Annotated in this window: 14 protein-coding genes; 4 read left to right on the top strand and 10 right to left on the bottom strand. The window is 41.1% G+C overall.

What is annotated here, in order from left to right; genetic code table 11:
- Nucleotides 1–38: 38 nt before the first annotated feature.
- Nucleotides 39–1,316 (top strand): YjiH family protein, encoded by a 1,278-nt coding sequence (locus tag L2703_RS02050; protein ID WP_283107779.1) that lies wholly within the window; start codon nt 39–41, stop codon nt 1,314–1,316.
- Nucleotides 1,317–1,471: 155 nt separating this feature from the next.
- The gene (locus L2703_RS02045; RefSeq protein WP_248969490.1) at nt 1,472–1,837 is read left to right on the top strand and encodes a PilZ domain-containing protein; all 366 of its coding nucleotides are present in this window, start codon (nt 1,472–1,474) and stop codon (nt 1,835–1,837) included.
- A gap of 481 nt (nt 1,838–2,318) precedes the next feature.
- On the opposite strand, the gene radA is transcribed toward L2703_RS02045, so the two are convergent.
- On the bottom strand, nt 2,319–3,698 hold the full coding sequence (gene radA / locus L2703_RS02040) for a DNA repair protein RadA (RefSeq protein WP_248969489.1): 1,380 nt from the start codon (nt 3,696–3,698) through the stop codon (nt 2,319–2,321).
- Between the two features lie 733 nt (nt 3,699–4,431).
- On the opposite strand from radA, the gene L2703_RS02035 reads away from it, so the two are divergent.
- Nucleotides 4,432–6,819, top strand: a complete 2,388-nt coding sequence (locus L2703_RS02035; protein ID WP_248969488.1) for a PilZ domain-containing protein — start codon at nt 4,432–4,434, stop codon at nt 6,817–6,819.
- Between the two features lie 33 nt (nt 6,820–6,852).
- Here the strand turns inward: L2703_RS02035 and L2703_RS02030 are convergent, their stop codons facing one another.
- Nucleotides 6,853–7,761: an alpha/beta fold hydrolase gene (locus L2703_RS02030; RefSeq protein ID WP_248969487.1), complete on the bottom strand. Its 909-nt coding sequence runs from the start codon at nt 7,759–7,761 to the stop codon at nt 6,853–6,855.
- A gap of 173 nt (nt 7,762–7,934) precedes the next feature.
- Nucleotides 7,935–8,921 (bottom strand): phosphoserine phosphatase SerB, encoded by a 987-nt coding sequence (serB, locus tag L2703_RS02025; RefSeq protein WP_248969486.1) that lies wholly within the window; start codon nt 8,919–8,921, stop codon nt 7,935–7,937.
- A gap of 161 nt (nt 8,922–9,082) precedes the next feature.
- Between serB and L2703_RS02020 the strand changes: the two genes are divergently transcribed.
- Nucleotides 9,083–9,766 (top strand): AhpA/YtjB family protein, encoded by a 684-nt coding sequence (locus L2703_RS02020; protein WP_248969485.1) that lies wholly within the window; start codon nt 9,083–9,085, stop codon nt 9,764–9,766.
- 46 nt (nt 9,767–9,812) lie between these two features.
- On the opposite strand, the gene deoD is transcribed toward L2703_RS02020, so the two are convergent.
- The 7 genes from deoD to L2703_RS01985 all read right to left on the bottom strand — a co-directional run bounded on the left by deoD (nt 9,813) and on the right by L2703_RS01985 (nt 17,922).
- Entirely contained in the window at nt 9,813–10,523 is a 711-nt protein-coding gene (gene deoD, locus L2703_RS02015; RefSeq protein WP_248969484.1) for a purine-nucleoside phosphorylase, read from the bottom strand.
- A gap of 103 nt (nt 10,524–10,626) precedes the next feature.
- Nucleotides 10,627–11,844, bottom strand: a complete 1,218-nt coding sequence (locus L2703_RS02010) for a phosphopentomutase (RefSeq protein WP_248969483.1) — start codon at nt 11,842–11,844, stop codon at nt 10,627–10,629.
- 11 nt (nt 11,845–11,855) lie between these two features.
- Nucleotides 11,856–13,187, bottom strand: coding sequence for a thymidine phosphorylase (gene deoA, locus L2703_RS02005; RefSeq protein WP_248969482.1), 1,332 nt, complete (start codon nt 13,185–13,187; stop codon nt 11,856–11,858).
- 153 nt (nt 13,188–13,340) lie between these two features.
- Nucleotides 13,341–14,114, bottom strand: coding sequence for a deoxyribose-phosphate aldolase (gene deoC / locus L2703_RS02000; RefSeq protein WP_248969481.1), 774 nt, complete (start codon nt 14,112–14,114; stop codon nt 13,341–13,343).
- 378 nt (nt 14,115–14,492) lie between these two features.
- On the bottom strand, nt 14,493–15,359 hold the full coding sequence (locus L2703_RS01995; protein ID WP_248969480.1) for a nucleoside-specific channel-forming Tsx family protein: 867 nt from the start codon (nt 15,357–15,359) through the stop codon (nt 14,493–14,495).
- A 364-nt stretch (nt 15,360–15,723) separates the two neighbouring features.
- Nucleotides 15,724–16,983 carry a NupC/NupG family nucleoside CNT transporter gene (locus L2703_RS01990; RefSeq protein WP_248969479.1) on the bottom strand — a complete coding sequence of 420 codons (1,260 nt, stop codon included), beginning with the start codon at nt 16,981–16,983 and terminating at the stop codon, nt 15,724–15,726.
- Between the two features lie 177 nt (nt 16,984–17,160).
- Complete coding sequence (locus L2703_RS01985; RefSeq protein WP_248969478.1) at nt 17,161–17,922, bottom strand: TatD family hydrolase; 762 nt, start codon at nt 17,920–17,922, stop codon at nt 17,161–17,163.
- Nucleotides 17,923–18,205 lie beyond the last annotated feature (283 nt).

Genomic DNA, 18,205 nt, shown 5'->3' with positions numbered 1-18,205 from the left:
CCTTTATTATCCCATCATTGATTGGTCTATTACTGTTTATGACCCCGGTCAGTGTTGACGGTGCTATTACAATTCCAATTGCGATTATTTCAAAAGCGTTGCAAACCGAACTAGGCAGTTCAATTCAGTTAATTGTTTCAGGCATTGTGGTACTCATGGCCATAGCCTCTTTATTAACGCGCATTGTAAATCCTCAATTTGTGCGTAAAAACCACTTTCTACGCACTTTACTTAAGGTCAATTTATTTTGGCTTGCAACCCGTATTGTTGGTGCCGTATTCATTGTGATGGTTTACTTGCAAGTGGGTCCAGAGATGATCACGTCGTCAGCAACGGGTGGGCTCGTGCTTAACGATTTAGTGCCAGTGTTATTTTCGGTGTTTATTTTTGCCGGAATGCTACTGCCATTGTTATTAAATTTCGGCCTACTAGAATTTTTTGGTACATTGCTAACTAAAGTCATGCGGCCGATTTTTAACCTACCAGGTCGAAGTGCAATTGATTGTATGGCTTCATGGCTAGGTGATGGTAGCGTCGGTATTTTAATGACCAACAAACAGTATGAAACCCGTTTTTATACTGAAAGAGAAGCGGCCGTGATTGGCACCACATTCTCGGCGGTATCCATCACTTTTAGTCTCGTGGTGATATCTCAAGTTAAACTTGAACACTTGTTTGTCCCTTTTTACCTAACGGTCTGTTTAGCTGGTATTGTCGCAGCGGTCATAGTACCTAAATTACCGCCCTTATCTTGGAAAAAAGACACCTACATAGACAACACACCGCGCCATGAAGACGATGAAAGCGTACCAACAACTCATGGTGTGTTCGCGTGGGGTTTTGAACAAGCAATGCAGCGAGCATCTTCAGCCGGTGGTATAAAGCACGTATTAGTTGAAGGGATAAAAAATGTTGTCGACATGATTTTCGGCGTGATTCCAGTTGTTATGGCAATTGGTACTGTGGCACTGGTACTTGCTGAGCACACGCCACTGTTTAATTACCTCGGTATGCCATTTATTCCACTGCTAGAATTATTGCAATTACCTGAAGCTACAGAAGCCTCAAAAACGATAGTGGTTGGCTTTGCAGATATGTTTATCCCATCTATTTTAGCAAGCTCGATAGAGTCTGACCTCACCCGCTTTGTGATTGCGGCATTATCTGTGACCCAATTAATTTACATGAGTGAAGTCGGTGCATTATTGATTGGCAGTAAAATTCCGGTTAACTTTGTTGAACTGTTTGTTATCTTTATCTTACGTACTTTGGTTACCTTACCAATAATTGCCTTAATGGGGCACATACTGATATAAGCCGTACAGCTAAACAAATATTAACCATTCCTAAAGGAGCGCCCAGCGCTCCTTTTTCGTATAAAAAGCCAGCGAAAAACATAAAAATCAAGTATGCTTAATGCATAACAGTGACGGGCAGTATCCCGTCAACATACCGGCATAAAGGGTAACCCATGGACGACAGACGAAAATTTTCTCGTATCTTATTTGCAGCAAGCGCTCATATTGAGCAAACTCAACAAACCTGGCGAACAAAAATTTTAGATTTGAGTCTTAATGGGGCCTTAGTGGAATTACCAGCAGGTTACACTGGGCAAATTAACACCCAAGTCACGTTGGCATTTGTACTACCAGACTCAGACATTGAGCTTCAAATGCAAGCAGCCATTGTGCATAAAACACCTGAACATCTGGGGCTTAAATGTGTCCATATCGACCTTGATAGCATTACCCATTTACGACGGATAATTGAATTAAATATGGGCGATGCCGATTTACTGGACCGTGAGCTTAAATCACTCATCACCCCCACACCTTAAATCGATCATGACAAAAAATGGCAACCCTCGCGGCTTGCCATTTTTTTATCTGTAAGGTGTTATTATCCTAGCTGAGTGCAACGTGAATGCTAAATAACCTCAGCTCTGGATAACAAACGCCTTTCAAGCAGTCCTTTGCCTTCCTCACTGCGTTGAATTAACTTGCAATAGGCTAGCTATTGACGCGTTAATTCGCCTTGTTAGCAAAACAAATCACAAGCCTGACAGTGGATTTTAGTCAATCTATTGATTTATATCGTTATCAATACATCTCTTATCCAGAGTTGAGGTTAAATATGCAGTAAGCGACAAAAGATAGAAACAAAAATACGCAAGCTCAAAGTATGAGTGTTTAATACTTTTCAAACTGATTATTGGTTTTACTCACAGGGTAAAATTACGCGTCAACAACTAGGGCCTGTTTATTCAACACAGTTAACAACACAAAAGCCAGTTAAAAGCCTTTTTGCCCTAGCTAAAATTAGTTAATTAACTCGAGTAACTCATGTATGGTTTTTACTGGAGTAATTTTTGCCCCTAGTCCTTCCATCGACTTATGATAATTTCGAAAAGGAATAAAAATTTCGGTGAATCCATGTTGCGCCGCCTCTTTCACCCTAGGAACGCCGCTGTCGATAGGCCTCACATCACCGTTTAAGCTCAGCTCTCCCATAATGCAGGTGGTACGTGGTACAACAAAGTCATTCAAACTGCTGAGTAACGCCGTCACTAATGCCAAATCAATACAGGTTTCTGACTCATCAATTTTTAACCCACCAACAATGTTGAAGAAGGTATCATGAAAGATTTTTGTTTTTGTATGTTTACGTAAAATGCCCGTCAACATTTTAATCCGGTTCATATTGAGTCCCACACATACACGTTGTGGGAACTCAGATTCGGTTTCGGTGGTTAAACATTGGATTTCGAGTAATAAATTGCGGTTTCCTTTACGAATACAGGTAATCGTAGATCCTGGAGACTCAGTTGTTGAACCAGATAAAAAGATTTCACTTGGGTTATCGACACTCACCATACCGCGCTCGCTCATGCGGAAAATGCCAACAGTATCAACGTCACCAAAACGGTTTTTATTAGCCCGTAACGTACGAATTTGACCATCATTGGTATCGATATGTAATAACGCATCGACAATATGCACTAATGTTTGCGGCCCAGCAATTTCATTATTTTTGTTTACATGCGCAATAATAAACATGGTGACATTATTTTTTTTACAATATTGAGTAAACGCCTGCGCTGCAGTTTTAACCTGAGATGGAGAGCCAGGGCTGCCATTTGCATTATCTGTGATCACCGCCTGAATAGAATCGATTACCGCAAATTTGATTTGCTTAGCGTCTAATTCCTCAATAATTGCCTCAACACTGGTTTCAGACAATAGGTATAAATTATCTTCATTATAATTAAGCTTTAAGCGGTTTACTCGGTTTTTAAACTGCGAAAGCGACTCTTCAGCAGTACAGTACAATGATGCTGTCGTCTGAGACATGCGGGCCACTAAATCAGATAATAATGTGGTTTTACCCGCGCCTGGATCGCCTGAAATAATATTCACCGACCCCGTAGTTAGCCCGCCACTTAACACCCTGTCTAACTCACCTATACCCGTGAGCCTTTTTTCTGCTTCAACAGATTCAACATCGTTAAGCTTTTTCGCTCCGCCACCTGAAGCACCCGCATAGCCCAATACGGCAGGACGCGACGCAGAAGATGTTGTACTAGACAGACGCACCTCAACTAACGTGTTCCAAGCACCACAACGACACTGTCCCTGCCAACGCGGATAGTCCATACCACAATCGTCACACACAAATGCCATTTTGGGAGCTTTAGCCATGTTACTTCCTATTACTTTTCTTAATACCAACAAAATAACGTGTCATAAATATGAGTGTAAAACGGTGCACATTACCTGAATCTGTTGATTATTGCTGATTGATTACTGTTTGAGTTAACAACATTTTTAGCTGAACTCATGGGGCAGCGTTTGTTGGCCCATTTTACCCTTTAATGAAGCATAAATCTCTGCTGCAGTGGTATCGGTCAGTCACGTCCATGCATTCACTGCCAAAATACTCTTTAAAGTACCGCCGTGCTAAAAAAACTTAACGCGTAATGCTATCGCACAGAGCACTAGCATCTGCTCTGTTTGCAAGGCTGCGCAGTCTGTTTGATTGCCTAAAATAGACACATTGAAATAAAAATGGCTATTAAACACAGGATACCTTTGCCCGTAAATAAGTGACCACTCAGAATGTTTCCAGCTGTTTTTGCTTAAATCGTTACTATGCTGTCATGTTTATTGCCTTTCAAATAGCAGAGCGCAAAGCAAGAATAACGTAATAAAAAGTTAAATTAGATCAGCAATTTTATCTCGAACCTTGCCAAATATTACAATCTTGTTCAAACTGAACGCATAATGGTAAATACCATCCGCCAATGCATTAAAGCGTTACCATGTTAACTTACCTAATATGGATTGGTAATGAATAATATTATAAAGAACAGCACTTTCTTGCCGATAAAACATCAGCCAGAGTAATAAAAAACCTAATTATAACGACAATAAAATGAGTTTAGATAATCACAGTGCATTAATTGAACAGCTTAAGCCGTTATTAATGGAACCTGACTTTCAGGACATTTTTGATCAGCTTACGGCCGATGAATCGAATTCCACCCGTTTTTTATTAAAAATGGAGCTTAACCGTATTTCATCGCAATGTACTCGTATTATCGATTTACGCGATAAAACTGAACTCCCCTGCGAAGAAGTGGTTATCGCCAATCAACGACACTTTTTAGACGAGCCAGCAAAAGAGTCACTCATTAACGCCCTACCTTTGTACCGCAATAAATATACTCTTGGTGTTTATGAGCAGGTCTTAAAAGCTCACAAACTGCGCCGTTTAAAACTGCGAAACATCGAACCAGAAGATACACTAAACAACGACAACCCTTATATCGTTCCTGGCGTTGTGCTTGGCAGTTATTTTAACCGTTGCGAAGAACGAATGAATTACAGCATTCGTATTGCGGTCAATCAACAAAATACACATGAGGTTAATGGGGTAACACTTGATCTTTCTGTGGGTGGCGCACGAATAAAACTGCCAGTAAAACATCATTTAGATCAAGACAAACCTATAAGGCTCAAACTTCTTGAGTTAAGTGAAGAGTTTTATATTGATGATCTGCAACATGGTGTTGATTACCAAATTGTGGATATTCAAAATAAAGACGGCAACGCTATATTAAGGTTAAAACGCCTAGGTGGAGGGGATGCATTAGACAAAGTCTTAACCCAGGTGATCCGTAGCTATAAGTATCGTTATAAAGTTGATGTCAACGATGTCATTGTCACCGCAACAGGCCTTGGCTATGAGCGCCATTATTTACCACTGCTGACTCACTTACCTTTGTATGTCAGCATGAGTGATGACACGCCATGCATCTCGTATGAGTTACTGGGCCGTGGCAATCAACCAATACAGCACTATTTTCAAGATGAAAATAGTGTCAGCCAACTACCGAGTTTTATCAATACTCGACGCTTAACCCAGCTGCTTAAACATCCTGATAAAACCGATCATAACTTACTGTTTTGTTTTACCCACAATGCACAGGGAAAACTGCACTATTATTCGGCGACATTGGCTGAGTTAAAAGCCACTAACAATTTAAATTTATTTCTTGGCTTTGCCTCGACAAAAGCAAGTTGGCGAGTATTTAAATTGATCGCTCAATCAATCGATCATAGTAAAAACTACAAAACCTCAACACTCCCAGGAGATGATGCACACTACAGTGCATTAACAGAGCAGCAACTGGCGCAATTTACCCATATTTTACAGCTGATTGACCTGACCAACGAAGAGGTACGCCGGGATTACCAAACTTGGTTTAACAAAGAAGATGTCAATGGACTAAAAATTTTTGCGCAAGCCAAAGTGAAAAACCACAGCATAAAAAAAGTCTCAATGCCATTTAGTGAACGGCGCCATGAAGCAAGATTTGCCTTTAAAACCACAGTGACTGTGCAACAGGGCGACAAAAAAGCCACAGGTATTACCCACGACATTTCAAGTCGAGGTTTACAACTGATTTTAGAAGAAGCAGTCGACTTTACAGAGCCGGCACAAGTGACCTTGTCTTTTCCAAGGCTACAAGCTGCTGCAGGTAAAACCAACTTATCAAATTTACCTTATCAACTCATCCGCAGTCGCATGAATGGCCTAACCTTGCACTTAAGCGCCTTAATTGGACATTCTCCTCACGAAGGGGTCGAGTTTTTAAATAAATTAATTGCACATAACAAACAAAAATTAGAGCAATTGTCAGACAACGAGGGGCAACTTAAAGAACTGGCTGATGGGTTAAAAAACCTGTTTATGCGCCAACTTCCTGGCGTACCCTATTTTATTGAGAAAACGGTAAAATCAGCTCAAATGGCTTATATTGGTATAGGTACAAAAACCGATGAAATCAGCCATTTATTTGCCCAAGACACAGATCAAGTTCTGCAATTTAACTTACAGCCCTTATTAGACAATAATCTCTTAAAACAACAAATCATTGATCCGATTAAAGCAATGAAAGCCAGCCATGATATGGATTTCTTTGAAGTGTTTATACAATTGATCCGCCAACCAAGAGGCACAGTGCAAATCAAGTGTATTTTAAAATCGGAATTAGGTGGCAGAGATAACCAAATCAAATTTATCCAACAATGTAAAAAAGTCGGTCGCTTTATGGCCCTGCGAGTTTACCGTGGTGCGACAGACAAACCAGACATGAGTTATATCAGACGCGAATTGGAATACATTAATATCCACGCAAATCATCGAGCAAAACAACTAGAAGAACAACTTTGGAAAGTCATAGGCTCAGGTGAATTACTTGATATTACCGCAGAAGTAGAAGTTCGCTACCCCAGTATTTTGGCAACGGCCAACTAAACCACCTTGTTCACACCAATCGCCTGAGCGTTGCTACAAAGACAGATACCATTGCCGGATCTGCACAAAATGGTCCTGCTCTGCATGCTTGTTGGTTAGCATGCCGGCATGGTCATAATCAAATAGATTACCTTGCTCTTTAGACAACAAGGTGTATTTCACTTTAGCTATTCCGCATTCGGCAATCATATCACGCACATCAGCAGGGTTTCCTAGTACCCGGTCATTTTTCCCCGCAATAAACCAACTCACTGGCCATTGGGTCTTGGTTGCTGCATGGCCATAATCAAAATCGTCATCGTGATCAATCCATTCACCTCGAACCCAATCAATGGTTTGCAGTAACGATGCACGGCTTTCATTGTCCATGCCCACTCGCAGTCGATGAGCATCGAGATACCCCTGCCTTGATACCAAAAACGGCGCCAAACGATTCCAAAAAAAATCCACCATTAGCCACTTTCTAAATGAGCGAACTTTTATTGTACGCTTAGAACCAAAGGTTAACAGGGAGGCCACACTGTGTTGTAAATCGCTAAAACGAGTCAAACTACTCGCCATGAGCACACCGCCCCACGAATGAGCACACCAATGCACTTTACTCACTAAGGGATGGCGGCTTAATACAAACTGATGAACAAGCGGTATTTGTTCGCGGATCACCTCGCCTTGACCTAGGGTATAATCCCGCTGAATTTTAGGCTCACTTAAGCCTCGTCCAGCAGTATCCATCACATACACATCAAAACCGGCCTTGGCCAAAAAGCAGCCAAGCCCGCGTCCTGAGTCACTGTAAAAAACACGACCGTTAGACATGGCTCCATGGAGCATTAAAATAGGAATATTCGCGCCATGGGCTGCGGTAGGTCCAATATACCTGACGTGCAACTTGCCATCACGATAAGGAATAAACAGAGAATATTGTTGTATATCTGAGTTCACAATAAGCAGTAATAAAAGTTATCATTTGATTAAGCTATCATTACTGCCATGAAACACCAACAAAATAGAGTAAAAACGTAAAACCTTAGGTGTTTTGCCTAGTTGCCACCAAAATGGCAACGCCAAACACAACAGTCTTAATCAAGCTAGGTTCATCTGCCAAAGCGCGACAACTACGCCTGTAAACAGAACACCAAAGCCCGCAAGTCCAGGCGCTGAATAGCGGCGTCTGCTGCTGCAACAAGTTTTGGCTTAGCATGAAACGCTAATCCTAAATCTGCAGCTTGAATCATTGGAATATCATTGGCACCATCACCAATGGCTACACACTGCCCTGAAGCTATCGACCACTGTTTGGCACTTTTAGCAATCACATTGGCCTTATATTGCGCATCAACGACCTCACCGGTCACCTCACCGCTCAATTTACCGTCTTGAATCACTAACTCATTAGCATAAGCGGCATCTAGCCCAAGCAGTTGCTTTAAATGCCCAACAAAAGGCGTAAAACCGCCCGAGGCCACAACCAATTTCCATTGATGTGATTTAAGCTCAGCAATCATAGGTTTAATACCAGGCATTAATGGTAGGTTGTCGCATAATTGCTCAATGATGTGCGCATCAGCTCCCGCTAACTTAGCAACTCGCTGTCTAAGTGATTGCTCAAAGTCTAATTCACCACGCATGGCACTGGCAGTAACAGCGGCGACTTCATCCCCCACTCCAGCCATTGCCGCGAGCTCATCAATACATTCTATTTGAATGGCGGTAGAATCCATGTCCATCACTAATAAACCTGGTTGGTTTAACCGTGCTAGAGGCTGTTGGATTAGCACAATTTCAGCAGCAATGTCCTGCGGAAAAGAGCCAATCCATTGCTCAATAGCAGTTTGAGTCGCCAGTTCAAATCCTAGTAGGTCATTCTGTCTTTCAAGTTTTGCAATATGAGTATCGATTGTCAGTGACGATAACCATGCTTCAATGACACTTGAATGTTGTGAAGCAAATATAATACGGCTACGGTATGGCAGATCTGCCTGCAAATTTAACAGATAATCGGACTCACAATAACGGTAAAATACACAGCCTAGATGCTGATAAGTCTCACAAGTTTCTGAAAATAACCAATTTAGTAAAACATTATCACTTTGTTGTAGCATCAATACGGCCTCTTAGTATGTTACGACTATCTACTAACAATTTTTTCGATTAGTATAGCTTTTTGATAATTCTCTGTAATTGGATAAACACTGAGCATAGTGCAGTGCAAAACCAACTCATGTCAGTTGCCAATTAAATAGAAAAAACGCTGAGGATTAAAGTGATTTTTGTTAAAGGTTTAAAGAAAAGGCAAAAAATCAGTCGGATAATTCAGGTTATTATCGCCATCTCACTGATTTTTGGCTTAATACATTTATGGCAAGCAAGTTTACGTAACGGTCAAAACTTACTTAACTCACAAACAAAGGTCATGGCCCGCTTATTAGCGCAGCAAGCTGCAAATGGTGCTGCACCGGCCATGTTTTTACAAAATGATGAACAATTACAATGGTTAGCCTCTGCGTTGGCGGCAGATCCTAAAGTCATGTCGGTTAATATATACAATTCACAAGGTGTGAGGCTCGCCTTTGCTCAAAGCGTGTCTTTCGAAGACTTAGAGGCCGACTCGGAAGTGTTAACTGGTTTACTCAAGCCTTATCCGCCTTTAATTGAAAACGTAATGCAAGATAACAATAATTTAGGTTATGTCGAAGTTCGCTTAAACCTCGATATCTTTTTTGATGAAATCAAAGTATTACATGAACAAAACATGGAACTGCAGCAATTGATGTTAATCGTTGCAGGCTTTATCGGTTTATTGCTGTCGCGAGCATTGTCATTTAAACGAGCAGATTTTGATCGCAGAAAATCGCAAGCAAAGTTACGCAAAAAACCAAAAAGAATCGCGTTAATATCTGATGCCACAAATGCACCACCAAGTAAAGAACATCAAGATAAACCCTAATAAAAAGGGCACTCAATGAGTGCCCTTATTCATTCTTATTCACTATTTAAAGTGTTAAAGCCGCATCTAACGTCATAATGATCATGTCGTTAAACGTTGTTTGACGCTCATCAGAAGTGGTTTTTTCGCCAGTACGGATATGGTCAGATACAGTTACAACACATAATGCTTTTGCACCTAATTCATGTGCAACACCATATAAACCAGCCGCTTCCATTTCAACGCCTAGTACACCCATTTTTTCCATCACGTCAAACATCTGTGGATCAGGTGTGTAGAAAAGATCTGCAGAGAACACGTTACCAACACGGATTTTAGTGCCATGTGCTTTTGCAGAGTCAACCACTGCGCTTAATAAGCTGTAATCAGCAATCGCTGCAAAATCGTTATCTTTAAAGCGTAAACGATTCACTTTAGAGTCAGTACATGCACCCATACCAATGATCACGTCACGTACTTTTACGTCAGTGCTGATTGCACCACAAGTACCAACACGGATTAAGTTTTTAACACCGTAGTCTTTGATAAGCTCATGAGCATAGATTGAGCAAGATGGAATACCCATGCCACTGCCCATAACAGAAATGCGCTTACCTTTGTAAGTACCGGTAAAACCTAGCATGTTACGTACATCAGTCACTTGCTCAACGTTTTCTAAAAAAGTTTCAGCAATGTATTTAGCACGTAGCGGATCGCCTGGAAAAAGCACTGTTTCAGCAAAAGCACCTTCTACAGCATTAATATGTGGTGTAGCCATGTTATAACCCCTATGTTTCTATTTTATTTGGTCTTGCTTTAATAATATCGACAGTTTAGCAAACACATTAAATTTTATATAGAACCGTCGTTTGAAAATGTGACTAATTAATAAAAGATTCACCGTAATTCATCGGCTCTAGCGTGAAATAGCTCGCAATCGACTGACCTATGTCAGCAAAAGACTGACGACGACCTAATGAGCCTGCGGGTAAACCAGCGCCATAAGCCAACACAGGCACCCGCTCGCGGGTATGTTCGGTACCAACCCAAGTCGGATCGCAACCGTGATCGGCAGTAAATATCACTAAATCGTCAGGCTGTAAAATGGCAAACAGTTCTGGTAAACGAGAATCAAAATACTCTAATGCTTTCGCATAACCAGCAGTATCGCGGCGATGACCATAATGAGAGTCAAAGTCGACAAAATTGGTAAACACTATGGTGTTATCGCCAGCACGTTTTATCTGCGTTAAGGTTTCATCAAATAACTCTTCAAGACCGGTCGCTTTAAACTGTTGAGTAATACCACTATGTGCATAAATATCAGCAATTTTACCAATACTGACTACTTCGCCACCGGCAGCTTTCATTTTATCAAGAATGGTAGGCGCTGGCGGTAATACCGCATAATCATGACGATTACCAGTACGAGCAAAATCAGCAGGACTTGTACCAACGAATGGGCGAGCAATAACGCGACCAATGTTATAAGGCTCAAGCTCTTCACGGGCAATTTTACATAGGTTGTATAGGTTTTCTAAGCCAAAAGTCTCTTCATGGCAAGCGACTTGGAAAACCGAGTCAGCTGATGTATAGAAAATTGGCTTACCTGACTTCATGTGCTCTTCGCCCAATTCTTCAAGAATTTGGGTACCAGATGCATGACAATTTCCTAAAAAGCCATCTAAACCAGCTCGCTTCAAGATTTTGTCAGTTAATTCTTTAGGAAAAGAATGAGTTAAATCGTTAAAATACCCCCATTCATAAAGAACTGGCACACCTGCCATTTCCCAGTGACCACTAGGGGTATCTTTACCTGAACTTAATTCATCAGCATGGCCATAAGCACCTATCACTTCGACATCGGCACTAAACCCATCTGCAAATTTACCTGTGCTTTCAAAGCCAGCATGAGCTAAACCCAATTTAGCAAGATTAGGTAGCTTTAAAGGGCCTTGACGACCGATATCAGCTTTACCCTCTGCACACGCTTGCGCAATATGGCCAAAAGTGTCAGAACCGACATCACCAAACTTGTCTGCATCGGTCGCAGCGCCAAGACCAAATGAGTCTAGCATTAAGATAAAAGTACGTTTCATTGTGTTTTCCTTTATAAATCTGAAGCGCGGATATAGCGATAAATTTCAGGCGTCTTCTCTGGCGCACTATCACTGACCACGATAGCTTTTTGAACTGCTGCTGCAGCTTCAGCAAAAGCGTCTTCAGATTGAGCATGGATCATGGCTAACGGAACCTCTTTGTTAACTTCTTGACCCAGTGCGCAAACTTGAGTTAATCCGACACTGTAATCGAGCGCATCACCCGGTTTACGACGTCCACCACCTAAGGTAACGACAGCAAGACCAAGTTCGCGGGTATCCATTTGGTAAGCAAAGCCGGAAGTATTGGCATAAACAGGGCGAATGATCTTCGCATGAGGCAGATACTTATCATAAGCCTCAACAAAGTCTGTAGGACCGCCGAGACCAGAGACCATTTTAGCAAATGCCTCAGCCGCTTTACCATTGTCTAATACAGTATTTAGTTTATTACGTGCATCGGTTTCATTCTGTGCAATACCGCCCAAAATCAGCATTTCTGCACATAACCCCATAGTGACAGCGCATAAACGTGGGTTACGATATTGACCGGTTAAAAACTGGATAGCTTCGCGAACTTCAACAGCATTACCAGCACAAGATGCTAACACTTGATTCATGTCTGTAAGTAACGCAGTGGTTTTAGTCCCTGCTCCGTTAGCAACAGCGGTGATACTACGGGCTAATTCTTCTGACGCTTCGTAGGTCGGCATAAATGCACCACTGCCCACTTTGACATCCATGGCTAACGCATCAAGGCCTGCGGCCAATTTTTTAGATAAAATAGACGCGGTAATAAGCCCAATAGACTCGACAGTAGCGGTGTTATCTCGAATAGAATAAAAACGTTTATCAGCTGGCACGAGATCGCCCGTTTGGCCGATAATAGCCACACCAGCATCTTTAACAACTTTACGAAATAACTCGCTAGAAGGCTCGGTTTGATAACCAGGAATCGCATCGAATTTATCAAGTGTGCCACCAGTATGACCTAAACCACGGCCAGAAATCATGGGCACATAACCACCACACGCAGCAGCCATAGGGCCAAGCATGAGGCTGATGACATCACCAACACCACCGGTACTGTGCTTATCAATAATTGGGCCGTTTACCCGCAACGCATCCCAATTTAAAACCGTACCAGAATCACGCATGGCACTGGTCAGTGCAATACGCTCATCCATGTTCATGTCTTGAAAATAAACCGCCATACCAAACGCTGCAATCTGCCCTTCTGATACGGTATTGTGGGTGATTCCGTTAACAAAAAATTGGATTTCGGCTGTGCTTAGCGCTTCGCCATTGCGTTTTTTACGAATGATCTCTTGAGCAAGAAACATAATACGCCCCCTTTTAGGCAACCCATCACCTTTAGGCTCGCCATTAATATAGGAATACTATCGCATGATAGTGTCTTTAGATGACGCATCACTACGTCATCTAAAGTGAAGAAAGGGCCTAACCTGTACAGTGTAAAGATTAGGCTGCTACCATTAATAACCAGAAGTTGGTTTAGGTGCGTCAGTCAATTCTAGCGTGTGTAATAAGCTGTTTAATAAGCTTGAAGCGCCAAAACGGAATGTTTGTGGTGTAACCCAGTCGTCACCTAAAATACGCGCTGCCAGATCTAAAAACTCAGCCGTTTGAGCGGCGTCACGTACACCGCCGGCAGGCTTAAAACCGATGTTACGGTTTTTCTCACTGATAACAGTTAGCATTATTTCAGCCGCTTCAATCGTCGCATTCACCGGCACTTTACCCGTAGATGTTTTGATAAAGTCAGCGCCAGCATCAATTGAAATTTCTGATGCCTTACGGATTAATGCTGGATCTTTTAACTCACCAGACTCGATAATCACTTTAAGGGTCACGTCATCGCCACATTCTTCTTTACATGCTTTAACCAGTTCAAAACCAACGGTTTCATTACCTTCCATTAAAGCACGATAAGGGAACACAACATCAACCTCATCAGCACCATAAGCAACCGCGGCACGGGTTTCTAATACCGCAATAGCAATATCATCGTTACCGTGTGGAAAATTGGTCACTGTGGCGATTTTGATGTCTTCACAATCGAGTTCATTAAGGGTTTTACGTGCAATAGGGATAAAACGAGGATAGATACAGATTGCAGCAGTATTACCAGCTGCAGATTTTGCCTTGTGGCACAAGTCGATGACTTTTTGATCTGTGTCATCATCATTTAACGTGGTTAAATCCATTAACGAAATACCAAGTTGCGCCGCTTTTTTTAAATCAGTCATAATTGCTCTCCGAAACAAAAATCAAAGTCGATAATTTTTTCAGGCAACACGATAGCAGGCTATATGATTATAATTATGGCCGGGCCTTCAGTATTGCCAGTAAATGTTAGATAAAATTTACTAACCTAAGTATTCAATCTGATACGAGTACCACGACTTGAATCCTTGAAGACCGGAAAAGATAAAACAAGAACGTTGTTTCAGCTATTCCGCGAAAAATCCTTTTTAGCGCGCGAAAATATAAGCTTTGTAGAGTACAAACCTTTATATAAAACCACGATATTAAAATCATAATTTTAGATAAAAATTTACGGAACTGCTGTTATTTTTTTAAATTTGGAGCCGCGATTTGCGGCTCCAAAACACATCTTACAAGGTTTAGATTTTGTAAGTTGCAGTTAGGTAGTGACCCCAACCAGTTGAATCTAAGAAACCAAATGCGTTGTTGTTTAAGCCATATACGTCGTAGAAGTACTTACCGCCGTAACCTAACGCGAAACGATCTGTATGGTAGTAAAGACCGAAGAATACTGCGCCACCGTGTTTGGTAAGGTTGTATTCGCCATTAGCTTTCATGCCTGAATACTCTTCGTCCATACCGAACTGGTAATCAACATAACCTTGGAAAGAAAGGAAGCTTTTGTCTTCGAAAAATACAAAAGGTTTGAACCAGTTAGCAGAGAATTGGTAACCGTTCCAATCTTTACGGTTAATGTCATAAGCAGCATAAAGGTTCATGCCAGTTTTGCCTAACCAAGGTACATTAACGTCTGCGCCAACACCCCAGAAAGACATGTTAACATCGCCGCTACCGTCACCGTCAGTGCTGATTGCTCCGCCACCCCAGTTAAATAGAGTAGAGAAGTAAACTTCTTGGATAGGGCCCATAGATAAGTCAGTGCCAGTAATCGCATCGATAGAGAAACGTGGAGCTAACTTCATGAACATTTTGCTAGCGCCGTTATTCTTGTCGCCAGAATCGCCGTTAGCTAAGTTGAATACGTCTACATAACCATATAGGTCAACAAAACCTGAACGACCACCAAACTCCATTTCCATGTAGTTATGAGTCGCTTCGTTTTCGTCTGCAACTGGATGCTCATCAATTGCATACATAATGTTAAACTGCATCCACTTGTAATCATTAGCGTGAATGTCACCAGTTTGCTCAGCTGCAGAAGCAGTAAAAGTTGAACCTGCTAGAGCAATAGTACTTGCTAATGCTAAAGTATTTAATTTTTTCATCATCAACCCCATGTACATTATTTAACTATCTTCTTGGATAGCACTTCTTTTTAATTCACTCGTATTTTACCGCTAATGCTACAAATCTCAAACACTAATCGATAAAAAACGAATACAAAATTCTTTTTTGTGAACAATGTCGCGACTTTATGTCTACAAATTGCTAACAAATAAACTAATGAATACTGAGTAGTGGCTTTAATTTATCCTCTTTGTACAGTATTCAACTAGCTTGTAACTTCGCATCGGAAATGGTGGATTAACACAAAAATCAATAACAACGTTCTTACAAACTGGGTCTTTAATCTTATTTTAATCTAAAGACCCAGTAATCGAGGTGTTACCCTCTGATTAAGCTCTTAACTTAGATAGCTAAGAATAAACCGGCTAATGTCGCGCTCATTAAGTTAGCTAATGAACCAGCGATAACAGCACGGATACCTAATTTTGCAAGGTCATGACGACGTGAAGGAGCCATAGCACCTAAACCACCAAGTAAAATTGCAATAGAAGATAAGTTAGCAAATCCACACAATGCGAAAGAGATAATCGCTTTAGTACGATCTGTCATTACCGCTTGAGTTGCTTCAACTAACACACCGCCATCAGCAACATCTTTTAGGTATGGTGCAAAGTTTAAGTAAGCAACAAATTCGTTTACAACAATCTTTTGACCGATGAAAGAACCCGCAACTAATGCTTCGTTCCAAGGTACACCGATTAAGAAAGCTAAAGGCATGAAGATGTAACCAAGGATAAGTTCTAGCGTAATACCTTCTAAACCAAACCAACCTGTTACACCACCAATGATACCGTTGATCATGGCGATTAAACCAACGAATGCGATCAACATTGCACCAACGTTAATGGCTAAGCTCATACCAGATGAAGCACCACCGGCAGCAGCGTCAAGTACGTTAGCTGGTTTGTCTGGATCTTCTGGTAAATCGTCCATTTCGTTAATCGCGGTTTCTGTTTCAGGGTGCATCAGTTTAGCCATTAATAGACCACCTGGTGCCGCCATGAATGACGCAGCAACTAAGTATTCAATTGGAACACCCATTTGCGCGTAACCCGCTAATACAGAACCTGCAATAGAAGCAAGACCACCCACCATAATGGCGAATAGTTCAGATTGAGTCATTGTCGCAATAAATGGACGAACAACTAAAGGCGCTTCAGTTTGACCAACGAAGATGTTAGCAGTTGCAGACATAGACTCAGTACGGCTTGTACCTAATGCTTTTTGTAAACCACCACCGATAATACGGATGATCCACTGCATGATGCCTAAGTAGTAAAGCACTGCAATTAAAGAAGAGAAGAATACAATGACTGGTAATACGTTAATGGCGAAAATAAAACCAACTTTGAAGTTAGCTAAATCACCAAATAAGAAGCTGATACCACTTTGTGCGTAACTAATCACACTTGATACAGCGTCAGATACACCTTTCAGAATATCTTTACCGATTGGAACATATAATACGAAACCAGCGAAGAATGCTTGAATAGCTAAAGCACCACCAACGGTACGTACATTAATTGCTTTTTTGTTAGTTGATAGTAAAAAACCTATCGCAAGTAGGACGACCACCCCTACTAAACTCATTAAAATATCCATTAATCATCACCCTTTTGTTAACAGTTTTTTTGAATGTTGTTAACTCACCTAATTTCCGTTGATGATTATAACTGAGCAAGAAACGAAAAGCGTCGTTTTGATCAACTTTTTAGAGTTTAATTTCAATCTCTTAGGTTAACAAAGACATTATTACTCATTTCGTTTTAAAAAAAACAATTAAAGCTCAAATAGTTGCACTGCATTTTTATTCAACTGTTCTAATATACAGACAGTCTCATTTTTCTTTAAAAATGAGATTTCGGACACAATTCTATTTAAGATAAGCGGAGTATTACGAGAATTTGCCTGGTCAAAAGGGCTCATGCTAGGTGAATCGGTTTCCAATAAAAAGTGTTCTAATGGCAATTCGGTCACGGTTTGCCGAAGCTTTTTCGCACTAGGGTTGAGCAATAATCCACCAACCCCTAATTTAAAACCAAGGGCAATATATTGCTCGGCAATTTGCCGGTTACCATAGAAGCCATGTATGACCCCGCCACGCTCTAGCCTGCATCGTTTCAAAAGGTGAATTAATTCTTGATGAGCTTTCACTGCATGTAAAATGACAGGTAATTGGTAAGTTTGCGCTAGGTGTAATTGTTTTTCTAATAACAACAATTGTTTATTTGACCAAGAGTGTAATTTATCTAAACCACACTCTCCAACTGCCACCAAACGCTTATTTTCTCTATATTGTTGCAACATAGCGTCAAGCAGAACAATGGCTCGGTCAATGTCATCTGGCACATACCAAGGATGGATCCCAAGGGCGAAATACCATTGATATTTATCGGCGATATCCAGTTGCTGCTGCCATTTATCAGCAGCAACACCAGGGATAATGGCAGATGAAATCCCTTGCTTGCTCATTTCAGCTACAAGCTCGTCTCGGTCCGGATCAAATTCAGTCATGTCCAAATGTGCGTGGGTATCGATCATATTGCATCTACTATTATTACGATGGTCACTAAATTAGCACAAAAGAGATTGGTACCATAAGCACAGCTTTTAATGGAAAAGAATCGAGCATTGAGCTAAGCCAATCTTGTTAGTGTTCATATTTAACCTGAGTTCGGGATAATAAATGCCTTTCAAACAGTCCTTTGCCCTGCTCACTGCGTTGAATCGACTTACAATAGGCTAGCTATTGACGCGTCAATTCGCCTTGTTAGCAGAACAAATGACAAGCTTGAAAGTGAGAATGGGTAACATGTTGATTTTA

It is taken from the genome of Shewanella basaltis (assembly GCF_023283885.1).
Classification (GTDB): domain Bacteria; phylum Pseudomonadota; class Gammaproteobacteria; order Enterobacterales; family Shewanellaceae; genus Shewanella; species Shewanella basaltis.
Note: the sequence above shows the minus strand (reverse complement) of the source record. Positions and strands in the feature narration are given on the sequence as shown.